The organism is Vibrio sp. YT-16, from assembly GCF_033337405.1.
Taxonomy (GTDB): Bacteria; Pseudomonadota; Gammaproteobacteria; order Enterobacterales; family Vibrionaceae; genus Vibrio; species Vibrio alginolyticus.
Window position 1 is genome coordinate 51072 of the sequence record NZ_JAWOQQ010000020.1, and the last position, 12131, is coordinate 63202.

Below are 12131 nucleotides of genomic sequence, written 5' to 3' on the forward strand. Positions count from 1 at the left end.
CGTATTCACCATTATCTGTATGAACGTTACGAGAATTGCTGCACTTCTAATCCGATCTTACTATCGACCTCTTCACGGGCAACCATGCCTTGCGCCATTAACTGACGAGCATTTTGCTCCATGGTTTGCATGCCGTGAGCCGCACCTGTTTGAATGATCGAATACATCTGCGCGACTTTGTCTTCGCGGATCAAGTTACGAATCGCAGGCGTTGCCATCATAATTTCATGGCATGCAATACGGCCACCACCATTACGCTTCAGAAGCTTTTGCGCGATAACCGAACGAAGGGACTCAGATAGCATCGAGCGGACCATATCTTTATCACTACCAGGAAACACATCGATAATACGGTCAATGGTTTTTGCCGCCGAGCTGGTGTGCAACGTCCCGAAAACTAAGTGACCCGTTTCTGCCGCCGTTAAGGCAAGGCTGATGGTTTCTTTATCACGCATCTCACCAACCAGAATAACGTCTGGGTCTTCGCGCAATGCACTACGCAAAGCATTTTGGAAACTATGGGTGTCACGGTGAACTTCACGCTGGTTGATCAAACATTTATTGTTGTTGTGAACAAATTCAATCGGATCTTCAATTGTGAGTACGTGCTTGTTGTGATTACGGTTAATGTAGTCAACAATGGCTGCTAAGGTCGTCGATTTACCTGAACCTGTTGGGCCAGTGACCAGAACTAAGCCTTTTTCAGCATTCGCAATTTTTTTGAAGATCTCTGGCGCTTCTAGCTCTTCCAGAGTTGGAATGCTACTTGGAATGGTACGGAATACTGCCGCACAACCGCGGGATTGGTTGAAGGCGTTGACACGGAAACGGCCAACGTTATGCAACTCAAAAGAGAAATCGACTTCGAGTTTTTCTTCGAACTCACTGCGTTGGGCATCGTTCATGATTTCGAAAACCAAACGATGCACTTCTTGGTGTGTAAACGCTGGAATACCTAGTTTTCTCACATCCCCATCAATACGAACCATTGGTGGGACACCTGCAGAAAGATGTAGATCCGAGGCATTATGTTTTACACTAAAATCCAGTAACTCAGTGATATCCATTTAAAATCCTTAAGTCTAAAGTACAGCTATGAGTAGTATTCAACAAAATATTGAACATATCACCTCTCAAATTCGATATGACGAGCAAAAATGTGGTCGAACTCCAGAGTCAGTGCAACTTCTAGCGGTAAGCAAAACTAAACCTGTCGAGGCAATTCTCGAAGCCTACCAAGCGGGACAAACCGCCTTTGGTGAAAACTACGTTCAAGAGGGCGTCAGTAAAGTTCAGCACTTTGCCGAGCATTATCCAGATAATCGAATCGAATGGCACTTCATTGGCCCGATTCAATCGAATAAATCGCGACTTGTTGCTGAACATTTCGATTGGGTTCACACCATCGATCGAACCAAGATTGCTCAACGCCTGAATGATCAGCGGCCAAGCGAACTTAAACCGCTACAAGTTCTGATTCAGGTTAACACCAGTGGTGAGGCATCTAAGTCTGGTGTCACTGAAGCGGAAGTATTCGAGCTGGCGGAGTTGATTTCTCGCCTACCCAACCTCACTTTAAGAGGGTTGATGTCGATTCCTGCCAACGTGTCTGACTACGAATCACAACTCCGTGAATTTCAGAAGTTGGCTACGTTGAAGCAAACACTCGAAGCACAGTTCCCAGAAATCGATACATTATCAATGGGAATGAGTGGTGATATGACCGCTGCAATCGAAGCTGGTAGTACAATGGTTCGTATTGGAACCGCTATTTTCGGCGCACGAGACTACAGCTAAATCAACAAAACGCTCACTCGCGACATAAGTTATGTCGTCAATCGTTAGAGCGTAAATGCGCAATCATCTTACTCGCCAATAGGAGCAGTAAGTAACAGCGGCGCCATTATACACCTGAGCGCACAACAAATTCTAAATATCATGATGGAAATCAGACAAATGGAACATAAAAAAATCGCCTTCATTGGTGCTGGCAACATGGTGAGAGCCATTGTTTCCGGCTTGGTTGCTAACGGATACCCAGCGCAAAACATTACCGCGACGGCTCCTTCAGAGGCTCGCCGCCTTCTGCTAGAACAAGATTTTGGCATCCGTACCACCAGCGATAACATCCAAGCTGCGACCGAGGCGGATGTGGTGGTATTGTCTGTAAAACCGCAAATGATGGCTGATGTCTGTAAACCACTGCAATCGATCGATTTCACTAATAAACTGGTGATTTCTATTGCCGCAGGCATCAACTGTTCACGATTGGATGATATGCTAGCCACCAAATTGAACTTGGTTCGTGTTATGCCAAATACGCCATCACAACTTGGGTTGGGTATGAGTGGGTTATTCGCACCAACTCATGTAACCGAGCACGACAAAGCTTTTGCCGCAGAGTTAATGGAAGCGGTCGGTAAAGTATGCTGGGTTGAGCAAGAGTCTGGCATCAATAATGTGATTGCCGCAGCGGGCAGTGCTCCAGCATACTTCTTCCTGTTTATGGAAGCGATGCAAGCAGAAGCGATTGCGCAAGGCTTTGATAAAGAGACCGCTCGACTATTGGTTCAGCAAGCTGCACTGGGCGCGGCCAGTATGGTGGTTAGCAACCCAGAAACTGAGCTATCAACCCTGCGTGAGAACGTAACATCGAAAGGTGGGACAACGGCAGAAGCACTGCGTACATTCAACGAACATCAACTTTCAGATATTGTCGCTAAAGCCATGCAAGCTGCTGTGGCTCGCGCGGAAGAAATGGAAAAACTGTTTTAATTATTTGGATGAACTCCGTTTAGTATCATCCATCACTTGTTAAGGGTACCTTATGAATTCAATGAGTTTTCTCATCTCAACCCTATTTGACCTGTACATCATGGTCGTAATTTTGCGAATTTGGTTGCAAGCTGCGCGCGCAGACTTCTACAACCCATTCTCGCAATTCATAGTAAAAGCGACTCAGCCGGTCATTGGTCCATTGCGCCGCGTTATCCCTTCCGTGGGGAATATTGACCTAGCAACCGTGTTGTTTGCCTACGTGTTGTGTGTGCTTAAATTTGTCGTGCTTATCCTAATAGCTTCGAACGGTTCCGTCTCTTTCAGCGCTGACTTCTTATTCTTGGGCTTATTATCATTAATCAAAGCCGCAGGTGGCCTATTGTTCTGGGTACTATTGATCCGTGCAATTTTGAGCTGGGTAAGCCAAGGCCGCAGCCCTATCGAGTACGTATTCCATCAACTGACCGAGCCAATGTGCGCTCCAATCCGTCGTATTCTTCCGGCTATTGGTGGTCTTGATTTAAGCGTACTGGTGTTATTTATCGGCTTGCAGTTCGCGAACTTCTTAATGGGCGATATCATTGGTCCAATTTGGTTCCAGCTATAATGTCAGCTGCAGTTTGGCAAGATGGTGAGGACATCATCCTGAAGCTCTATATTCAACCTAAAGCTAGCCGCGATAAAATCGTTGGCTTGCATGGTGAAGAGCTAAAAATCGCCATTACTGCTCCACCTGTCGATGGCAAAGCTAATGCACACCTAACTAAGTTCTTAGCCAAGCAGTTTAAAATCGCTAAGGGCTTGGTTCACATAGAAAAAGGTGAATTAGGACGGCACAAACAAATTCGGATAGAATCGCCTACCCAGATACCGACAGAAATTAAAGCCATCTTATGATGGCTTTTTATTTACGATTTTGAACCACACTTACTAATACCAACGACTGAGTACGCATTTTTTACCCCCCTGACCAAGGTAAAATTGCAGCTATGGTTGTTTTATAACAAGTGCTTTGAGGAAGTAACAATGAGCAAATGGATTACCGCATTACTGATTAGCCTGTTGTCGTTACCAAGCTTCGCCGATCAGTTTAAAAATATGAAAGATATCGAAGTACACTATGTCGCGTTTAACTCAACATTCCTAACACCCAAAGTCGCACGTAGCTACGATATCAAACGTAATGGATACCTCGCTGTGGTTAATATTAGCGTGTTAGATAGAGCTTCATTGGGTAAGCCAGCATTAGAAGCAAAAATTGCTGGACGCGCGAAGAACCTTATCGGCCAAACTCAGACCTTGACCTTTCGTGAAGTCAAAGAAGGCAATGCGATATACTATTTAGCCGAACTGCCAATTACCCACGAAGAAACTTTTACTTTCGATATTGACGTAAAAGCTGGAAACAAAGGCTCAGGTAAGCTTAAATTCACCCAGAAGTTTTATGTTGAAGAGTAATTGGGTTGTGATGTTCCAAAAGTTTTTGGATCTAAGCAGGCTAAAAACCACTTATTAGTTAAAGAATATCTAGAGGAGAACGATTTGTTCTCCTCTATCACTATTAAAAGAGATTCCCATGAAAAAAATTGTGCTAGCAACTGGTAACCAAGGCAAAGTTCGTGAAATGGCAGATTTATTGTCTGACTTCGGCTTTGAAGTATTAGCGCAAAGTGAATTCAATGTATCGGAAGTAGCTGAAACGGGTACAACTTTCATTGAAAACGCAATCATTAAAGCTCGCCATGCCGCACAAGAAACAGGGCTTCCTGCCATTGCAGACGACTCTGGATTAGAAGTCGATTTCTTAAAAGGCGCTCCGGGCATTTACTCTGCACGTTACGCAGGCGAGAGCGCATCTGATCAAGAGAATTTAGAAAAATTGCTAGCGGCAATGGAAGGCGTACCAGAAGCAGAGCGTACAGCACGTTTCCACTGTGTATTAGTCCTCATGCGTCACGAGAACGACCCAACGCCTATCGTCTGCCACGGTAAATGGGAAGGTCGCATTCTAACTGAAGCTCACGGTGAAAATGGTTTTGGCTACGACCCAATCTTCTTTGTTCCTGAAGACAACTGTGCGTCAGCCGAACTTGAACCTGCACGTAAAAAACAACTGTCTCACCGCGGTAAAGCGCTCAAGTCGTTGTTTGCTCAACTGTCTGAGCAAGTGTCTCAGTAATCACGAGCGAATTAGACCATGTTAACGCCCCCAGCACTCAGCTTGTATGTACACATCCCGTGGTGTGTGCAAAAGTGCCCGTATTGCGACTTTAACTCTCACGCGCTCAAAACCGAGATTCCAGAAGAAGAGTACATCAGTGCCCTTTTAGAAGATTTGGATACCGACATTGAGAAATACCGACTTAACGAAGCGCCACGTCCACTGCATTCAATCTTCATTGGTGGTGGTACGCCGAGTTTGATTTCGGCAGAAGGCATCGAGCGTCTACTTAAGGGCATTGAAGCGCGTATTCCGTTCAAGCCTGAAATCGAAATCACCATGGAAGCGAATCCAGGCACCATCGAAACAGAGCGTTTTGTTGGCTACCGCAAAGCTGGTGTAACGCGTATCTCTATCGGCGTGCAAAGCTTTGAGCAACAAAAGCTTGAGCGTTTGGGGCGCATTCACGGCCAAGACGAAGCCGTCAATGCTGCTAAGCTGGCGCACCAAATCGGTTTGAACAGTTTTAACCTCGATCTCATGCACGGCTTACCTGATCAAAGCATCGAACAAGCCTTGGCAGATTTGGACAAAGCGATTGAGTTGGCACCGCCGCACTTGTCTTGGTATCAGCTGACCATCGAACCAAACACCATGTTCTACTACAAGCCACCAACGCTACCTGACGATGATGACTTGTGGGATATTTTCGAGCTCGGACACCAAAAACTTGCAGCCGCGGGTTATGTGCAATATGAAATCTCCGGTTACAGCAAGCCGGGCTATCAGTGTCAGCACAACCTCAACTACTGGCGCTTTGGTGATTACCTTGGTATCGGTTGTGGCTCTCATGGCAAACTCAGTTTTACCGACGGACGTATTATTCGAACGACAAAGGTAAAACACCCGCGAGGCTATTTAGCGGCTTATCAAAATATGGTCAAACCTTATCTGCATACAGAACATGTCGTCGCGGATGAAGATCGTCCATTCGAGTTCTTTATGAACCGATTCCGCTTAATCGAAGCCTGTCCGAAGCAAGATTATGTGGACACCACGAGCTTACCGCTCAGTACGATTCAAGAAACCATCGACTGGGCGATAGAAATGGGCTACCTGAATGAAACGCCTACCCACTGGCAAATTACTGAAAAAGGGAAGCTCTTCCTTAATGATTTGCTCGAAGCCTTTATGGCCGAAGAAAGCGAAGACTAACGCAACCCCAAAACAAAAAAAGCCTCTCAATTGAGAGGCTTTTTATTTAGAAACTGTGCCGTCCTAAATAAGGTTGACACATTTCCACATTAGAAAATTGAACGGCCAATTCGCTCTGAGAGCAGCTCAAGCGCCTTAGTACCCGCAAGCGAGTTACCTGAAGGATCAAGCTCTGGAGACCATACTGAAATGGTCATTTCACCAGGTACTACCGCGATAATGCCACCACCAACACCAGACTTACCAGGCATTCCAACGCGATAAGCAAACTCGCCCGCGCCATCATACAAGCCACACGTTGCTAACAGTGCATTAAGTTGTTTGGTTTGCACAGGAGAAACTACAGGCTTACCCGTTTGTACCGATGTGCCCTTGTTTGCTAAATAGCTAAACGTTTTAGCCAAATCGACGCAACTCATCTTCAGCGCACAAGCGTGGAAGTAGTTTTGTAGTACTGGAATCACTTCATTTTCGAAGTTGCCAAACGAACGCATGAGATATGCAATCGCCGCATTACGATCACCATGCATCATTTCGGATGCCGCAACGACTTTGTCATACACAATATGGGTATCACCAGAAAGCTGACGCACAAACTCCAACAGGCGCTGACGAGGCGCAGATAAGCGAGTTTGTAACAAATCCGCCACTACTATCGCTCCAGCATTTATAAATGGATTACGAGGAATACCTTGCTCCATTTCTAGCTGGATTAGCGAATTAAATGCCTGCCCCGAAGGCTCTTTTCCCACTCGAGACCAAATTTCTTCTTGCTTGTACAAGCACATCGCTAACGTCAAGCTCAATGCTTTTGAAATAGATTGGATAGAGAAAGGTTCATCGGCATCACCCGCCTTAATAACCTCACCTTCGTTGGTGTATACCGCAATACCTAACTTGTTGCTGGGTACTTTTGCCAGAGCAGGAATATAATCAGCCACTTTACCTTGGCCGATTAAAGGGCGTACTTCCGCCAAAATATCTGTCAAAATTTCCACTGTCGGTTTCATTCTCTACCTTCTATTTACAAGAGAACTCGTTGAGCTCAGAGGTAAAAAAAGCCAACGTGTCGTTGGCTTTTCCATAGGGTTCGTTCGACTCAAGTCGATTATGGTTTTACTGCCACAATAATATTGCGGTTGATAGATTGATCAACACGGTGAAGATAACCGATGTAAGGCTCTTCTGAAAGTACCTTCCAACCTTGCTCTTCAAATAATGCCGCGACATCTTTCCATTTCAATGTGAATTCATTGAAAGACAACACCACTGAACCTTGCTTTTTCAATACCACTTTCCATGCAGGCAGAGCCTCTTTTAAAAGCTCTAGTGGGCTGCGGTTCAGTTTGCTGTCCTTGGCATTTTTGCTGCCGTGCTGCACGCCATAAGGCAGATCAGACACCATCACATCAACTGAGTTCTTTTTCACGACTTGATCAGCGATACGAGTATCAGCCGAATACAGCTTCATAAACTGAAGATTGCCTTGGTTGTAATCTTCTTTATTTGCTGCAGCTTCAACCACGAAACCATCCGCCACTTTCTTGCCACCCGCAGTGCGCTTTTCTTTGCTCACTTTGTGCTTAAAGCGGCCATTCTTCATGAACTTAACAATAAAGGTCTGGATCTCTTGCACCCACTTGGCGTTGATCTCAACCCCTACCACGTTCAAACCGTGGATCAAGCCTTCAAATAAGGTTGTACCTTTACCACACATTGGATCCATTAAGGTCAGTTGTTCACTTCCCGTATTGGACGCACTAATGCCGATATTCACCATCAAACGGGTAAACTGCTCATTTGTTTTCCCGGTGTAGCGCAAAATCTGGCTCATGCTTTCCGGGAAAGTGTTAAATACGGGCGCTTGAACTGGTCGAAGTAAACCATCTTCGCGCACTTCAAATAGCGCATAGTAAATCGAAGAGGCTGCGATTCTTCGCGCCTGCTCATCGGTTAGCGCTTCCTGACAAGAAAACACCAACGCAGCAGGTAAGCCAACGTCTTTACTACCAATTTCTGTCACATCCACGCCTTGTGAAGCTAAAATTGCTTTTAGTTCAGAACAGGCAATGGTCATTGCGCTATCAAAGTAAATTCGGTTATGACCCGGATTCGCTAATATCGCGTAATGGTACATCCCATGAACTCCTCTGGTTACGCAATACGCTTATATTTGATATCCCAAACACCGTGACCAAGACGGTGACCACGAGCTTCAAACTTCGTTAGCGGGCGATCGTCTGGACGAGGAACGAAATCACTATCTTTAGCAATGTTTTCGAAACCTGGCGCTTGGTTCATCACTTCAATCATGTGCTCTGCGTAGTTTTCCCAGTCGGTCGCCATGTGGAAAATACCTTCATTAGGGATAAGCTTCTCACGCACCATTTCCGCAAAGCCTAATTGAACAATACGACGCTTGTGGTGACGCTTCTTATGCCAAGGGTCTGGGAAGAACAATTGCAGTGTCGATAAGCTGCCATTTGGGATCATGTGTTCGAATACTTCTACCGCATCGTGACACATTACACGCAGGTTAGTAATTCCCGCTTCGCGAGCATCGGCAAGACAAGCACCAACGCCTGGGCTATGAACTTCGATACCGATGAAGTTTTTCTCTGGCGCGTTCTTTGCCATTTCAACCAATGAAGCACCCATACCAAAACCGATCTCAAGCACTACTGGGTTATCGTTGCCAAACACCTCTTTCCAATCGAGAAGTTCAGTTTTGAAGTCAATACCCATCGTAGGCCAGCATTCATTCATCGCGCTCTCTTGACCTTTAGTCAAACGCCCTTCACGGCGTACAAAGCTGCGGATTTTGCGGATCAGCTTTCCGTCTTCGTTGTATTCGTTAGTGGTTACTTCACTCATTGATTTTGCCTGCACATTGATTAATCAAAGCGGGGATTATCCAAAGAATTTACTTAGGTGCAAGTATTTGTTGAGCTCTTGGTCTATGGCAACCCAAAAGCAACGACACACCTCTTTATATCCCTACTGTTTATCCGTTGTACTTCTTGTCCATTATGTGGTGCAATTTTGCACCTAACCAATAATAGAATACAGAGCAAGTCGTGACACCTTTCGCCAGTGCCATCCTAGAATGGTATGACGCATATGGAAGAAAAGATCTTCCGTGGCAACAAAATAAGACCGCATACAGTGTCTGGTTGTCTGAAATTATGCTTCAGCAAACTCAGGTCACTACGGTTATTCCGTATTACCAACGTTTCTTGGAGCGCTTTCCAACCGTGATCGATCTTGCCAATGCTGAGCAAGATGAAGTCCTACACCTTTGGACTGGCTTAGGGTATTACGCCCGAGCCCGTAACCTTCACAAAGCAGCACAAGAGGTCGCCTCTACATACAATGGTGAGTTTCCTCTTGATATAGAGAAAATGAACGCCCTACCGGGGATTGGTCGCTCTACCGCTGCCGCCATTTTATCGTCTGTGTATAAACAACCACACGCGATTCTTGATGGTAACGTGAAGCGCACCCTATCCCGCTGTTTCGCAGTTGCAGGATGGCCAGGACAAAAAAAGGTTGAAAACCAGCTGTGGGAAATTGCCGAAACGCATACCCCACAAACGGATGTAGATAAGTATAACCAGGCAATGATGGACATGGGCGCAATGGTCTGCACTCGCAGCAAACCCAAATGTAGCCTCTGCCCTGTTGCTGATCTGTGTGTGGCAAAACAACAAGGTAATGTGCTCGACTACCCGGGCAAAAAACCGAAGAAAGATAAACCAATAAAGCAAACTCGTTTCGTGATGCTTCACCACAACACCGAAAATGGTCATGAGGTGTGGTTGGAGCAAAGACCACAAACAGGCATTTGGGGTGGTTTATTCTGCTTCCCACAAACCGAACATGTGGATGCAGAAAGCGACATTGAATTGCTACTGGATCAACGCGGCATTCAAGCCAGCAATATCAAACAGAAGCAAACACTGATTACCTTTCGTCATACATTCAGCCATTACCACCTAGATATCACGCCAATTTTGATTGATTTATCAAAGCAACCGGACGTGATAATGGAAGGCAACAAAGGTCTTTGGTATAACTTATCTAAACCTGAAGAAGTCGGTTTAGCCGCGCCAGTAAAACTATTGCTGGAAACGCTACCCCACGAACTTCGTTAATTGAATACAAGGAGTCATTATGAGCCGCACTGTATTTTGTGCTCGACTAAAGAAAGAAGGCGAAGGTCTAGACTTTCAACTTTACCCTGGTGAACTAGGTAAACGCATTTTCGACAACATCTCGAAAGAAGCGTGGGCTCAGTGGCAACACAAACAAACCATGTTGATCAACGAGAAGAAACTCAACATGATGGATCCAGAACACCGCAAACTGATCGAAACAGAAATGGTAAATTTCCTCTTTGAAGGAAAAGACGTTCATATCGAAGGTTACACACCGCCGAGCGAATAAAGTCGCTTGAGTTAAACAATGACATCACAACCATTTGTGGTGTCATTTTTCTATTACCTTCAATAACTCTGATACTTATGAAAAAAATTGTCTTTATTGCTGCCGCACTTTTAATGGCAGGCTGTAGCCGTGAATTCGTCGAAAAGATTTATGACGTCAACTACGAGCCAACAAACCGTTTTGCCAATAACTTAGCTGAGCTACCAGGACAATTTGAAAAAGATACTGCGGCGCTAGATGCCTTAATCAATAGCTTTTCAGGCAATATTCAAAAGCGCTGGGGTAAAAAAGAAATCAAGTACGCTGGCAAGAGTAATTACGTTAAGTACATCGATAACTACCTTAGCCGCGCCGAGGTCGACTTTCGCAAAGGCGTGATCACGATAGAGACCGTATCACCGACCGAGCCCCAAAAACACCTAAAAGACGCGATTGTCACCACCTTATTAACACCAGACGATCCCGCGCACGTCGACTTATTCTCCTCTAAAGGTATCACGTTAGAGGGGCAACCATTCCTGTATAAACAAGTTGTCGACCAAGACAATAAGCCAATTCAATGGTCTTGGCGGGCAAACCGATTTGCGGAATACCTCATCGCAAATAAAATAAAAACCAAAAATGTAGATTTCAAGAAAGCGTATTACGTCGAAATTCCCATGGTTGAAGACCACTTTTCAACTCGCAGCTACCAATACGCCGATATCGTGCGTCGAGCTTCCAAGAAATACGACATTCCAGAAGACTTGATATACGCCATTATTAAAACCGAGAGCAGTTTCAACCCATACGCGGTAAGTTGGGCAAATGCGTATGGCCTAATGCAAGTTGTACCTAAAACAGCGGGACGAGATGTGTTCAAACTCGTGAAAAAGCGCTCGGGCCAACCAAGCCCTGAATATTTGTTTAATCCAGAAAACAACATAGATACCGGTACTGCGTATTTCTATATCTTAAAAAATCGTTATTTAAGAGAAGTCCGCCACCCTACCTCTCTCGAGTACAGCATGATTTCAGCTTACAATGGCGGTACTGGAGGAGTTTTAAACACATTTCATCGCAGTGATCGCAAACGCGCAATGCAAGATCTTAATTCATTGCAACCCAACCAAGTTTATTGGGCGTTAACCAAGAAACACCCGAACGCAGAAGCGCGTCGCTACCTAGAAAAAGTTACAAATTTCAAAAAGGAATTTAACTCGAAGCAAACTTTGTAGTGACAGTTGAATAAAAAGCGTTCGAACAACCACTTTTTTGAAATTATTTAAAAAAAGTGGTTGACGCAACGCGGGAAAATCCGTTTAATAGCGCTCCGTTGCCCGGATAGCTCAGTCGGTAGAGCAGAGGATTGAAAATCCTCGTGTCGGTGGTTCGATTCCGCCTCCGGGCACCACAATTTGATTTGTTGGTGTCTTAACGAAATGTTATAACACGGACAAAAGCACAAAGAATAAAGTGTGCCGACTTAGCTCAGTAGGTAGAGCAACTGACTTGTAATCAGTAGGTCACCAGTTCGATTCCGGTAGTCGGC

General features: G+C 45.2%; 14 protein-coding genes and 2 tRNA genes. 12 read left to right on the forward strand and 4 right to left on the reverse strand.

Annotation, left to right across the window (positions count from 1 at the left end; genetic code table 11):
• Positions 1-26: 26 nt before the first annotated feature.
• Positions 27-1067, reverse strand: coding sequence for a type IV pilus twitching motility protein PilT (locus R7F07_RS22135; RefSeq protein ID WP_005381015.1), 1041 nt, complete (start codon positions 1065-1067; stop codon positions 27-29).
• 28 nt (positions 1068-1095) lie between these two features.
• On the opposite strand from R7F07_RS22135, the gene R7F07_RS22140 reads away from it, so the two are divergent.
• The 7 genes from R7F07_RS22140 to hemW all read left to right on the forward strand — a co-directional run bounded on the left by R7F07_RS22140 (position 1096) and on the right by hemW (position 6154).
• Positions 1096-1797 (forward strand): YggS family pyridoxal phosphate-dependent enzyme, encoded by a 702-nt coding sequence (locus R7F07_RS22140; RefSeq protein ID WP_005384521.1) that lies wholly within the window; start codon positions 1096-1098, stop codon positions 1795-1797.
• Positions 1798-1956: 159 nt separating this feature from the next.
• Entirely contained in the window at positions 1957-2775 is an 819-nt protein-coding gene (gene proC / locus R7F07_RS22145; RefSeq protein ID WP_005381013.1) for a pyrroline-5-carboxylate reductase, read from the forward strand.
• Between the two features lie 52 nt (positions 2776-2827).
• Positions 2828-3385 (forward strand): YggT family protein, encoded by a 558-nt coding sequence (locus R7F07_RS22150; RefSeq protein WP_005381012.1) that lies wholly within the window; start codon positions 2828-2830, stop codon positions 3383-3385.
• Positions 3385-3675, forward strand: coding sequence for a DUF167 family protein YggU (gene yggU, locus R7F07_RS22155; protein WP_005393980.1), 291 nt, complete (start codon positions 3385-3387; stop codon positions 3673-3675). Before R7F07_RS22150 ends, yggU begins: the two co-directional genes overlap by 1 nt.
• 129 nt (positions 3676-3804) lie before the next feature.
• Complete coding sequence (locus R7F07_RS22160) at positions 3805-4236, forward strand: DUF4426 domain-containing protein (RefSeq protein WP_005381010.1); 432 nt, start codon at positions 3805-3807, stop codon at positions 4234-4236.
• A gap of 118 nt (positions 4237-4354) precedes the next feature.
• Positions 4355-4957, forward strand: a complete 603-nt coding sequence (locus R7F07_RS22165) for an XTP/dITP diphosphatase (RefSeq protein WP_005381009.1) — start codon at positions 4355-4357, stop codon at positions 4955-4957.
• 18 nt (positions 4958-4975) lie between these two features.
• The gene (gene hemW / locus R7F07_RS22170; RefSeq protein WP_017821891.1) at positions 4976-6154 is read left to right on the forward strand and encodes a radical SAM family heme chaperone HemW; all 1179 of its coding nucleotides are present in this window, start codon (positions 4976-4978) and stop codon (positions 6152-6154) included.
• A gap of 89 nt (positions 6155-6243) precedes the next feature.
• Here the strand turns inward: hemW and glsB are convergent, their stop codons facing one another.
• The 3 genes from glsB to trmB form a co-directional block, all read right to left on the reverse strand.
• Positions 6244-7164 (reverse strand): glutaminase B, encoded by a 921-nt coding sequence (gene glsB, locus R7F07_RS22175; RefSeq protein ID WP_005381007.1) that lies wholly within the window; start codon positions 7162-7164, stop codon positions 6244-6246.
• 98 nt (positions 7165-7262) lie between these two features.
• On the reverse strand, positions 7263-8291 hold the full coding sequence (locus R7F07_RS22180) for a TRM11 family SAM-dependent methyltransferase (protein ID WP_005384509.1): 1029 nt from the start codon (positions 8289-8291) through the stop codon (positions 7263-7265).
• A 17-nt stretch (positions 8292-8308) separates the two neighbouring features.
• Positions 8309-9028, reverse strand: a complete 720-nt coding sequence (gene trmB, locus R7F07_RS22185) for a tRNA (guanosine(46)-N7)-methyltransferase TrmB (RefSeq protein ID WP_171343178.1) — start codon at positions 9026-9028, stop codon at positions 8309-8311.
• A 203-nt stretch (positions 9029-9231) separates the two neighbouring features.
• Here trmB and mutY point away from each other — a divergent pair, with 203 nt between their 5' ends.
• The 5 genes from mutY to R7F07_RS22210 all read left to right on the forward strand — a co-directional run bounded on the left by mutY (position 9232) and on the right by R7F07_RS22210 (position 12131).
• Positions 9232-10308: an A/G-specific adenine glycosylase gene (gene mutY, locus R7F07_RS22190; RefSeq protein ID WP_017635575.1), complete on the forward strand. Its 1077-nt coding sequence runs from the start codon at positions 9232-9234 to the stop codon at positions 10306-10308.
• A gap of 19 nt (positions 10309-10327) precedes the next feature.
• Positions 10328-10600: an oxidative damage protection protein gene (locus R7F07_RS22195; RefSeq protein ID WP_005381002.1), complete on the forward strand. Its 273-nt coding sequence runs from the start codon at positions 10328-10330 to the stop codon at positions 10598-10600.
• 77 nt (positions 10601-10677) lie between these two features.
• On the forward strand, positions 10678-11817 hold the full coding sequence (gene mltC / locus R7F07_RS22200) for a membrane-bound lytic murein transglycosylase MltC (RefSeq protein WP_005381001.1): 1140 nt from the start codon (positions 10678-10680) through the stop codon (positions 11815-11817).
• A gap of 100 nt (positions 11818-11917) precedes the next feature.
• Positions 11918-11993 (forward strand) — tRNA-Phe (locus R7F07_RS22205).
• A gap of 66 nt (positions 11994-12059) precedes the next feature.
• A tRNA-Thr gene (locus R7F07_RS22210) sits at positions 12060-12131 on the forward strand.

Coding starts and splice junctions, on each gene's coding strand:
- R7F07_RS22135 (WP_005381015.1), bottom strand. CDS start 1,067: ATGGATATCACTGAGTTACTGGATTTTAGTGTAAAACATAATGCCTCG.
- R7F07_RS22140 (WP_005384521.1), top strand. CDS start 1,096: ATGAGTAGTATTCAACAAAATATTGAACATATCACCTCTCAAATTCGA.
- proC (WP_005381013.1), top strand. CDS start 1,957: ATGGAACATAAAAAAATCGCCTTCATTGGTGCTGGCAACATGGTGAGA.
- R7F07_RS22150 (WP_005381012.1), top strand. CDS start 2,828: ATGAATTCAATGAGTTTTCTCATCTCAACCCTATTTGACCTGTACATC.
- yggU (WP_005393980.1), top strand. CDS start 3,385: ATGTCAGCTGCAGTTTGGCAAGATGGTGAGGACATCATCCTGAAGCTC.
- R7F07_RS22160 (WP_005381010.1), top strand. CDS start 3,805: ATGAGCAAATGGATTACCGCATTACTGATTAGCCTGTTGTCGTTACCA.
- R7F07_RS22165 (WP_005381009.1), top strand. CDS start 4,355: ATGAAAAAAATTGTGCTAGCAACTGGTAACCAAGGCAAAGTTCGTGAA.
- hemW (WP_017821891.1), top strand. CDS start 4,976: ATGTTAACGCCCCCAGCACTCAGCTTGTATGTACACATCCCGTGGTGT.
- glsB (WP_005381007.1), bottom strand. CDS start 7,164: ATGAAACCGACAGTGGAAATTTTGACAGATATTTTGGCGGAAGTACGC.
- R7F07_RS22180 (WP_005384509.1), bottom strand. CDS start 8,291: ATGTACCATTACGCGATATTAGCGAATCCGGGTCATAACCGAATTTAC.
- trmB (WP_171343178.1), bottom strand. CDS start 9,028: ATGAGTGAAGTAACCACTAACGAATACAACGAAGACGGAAAGCTGATC.
- R7F07_RS22195 (WP_005381002.1), top strand. CDS start 10,328: ATGAGCCGCACTGTATTTTGTGCTCGACTAAAGAAAGAAGGCGAAGGT.
- mltC (WP_005381001.1), top strand. CDS start 10,678: ATGAAAAAAATTGTCTTTATTGCTGCCGCACTTTTAATGGCAGGCTGT.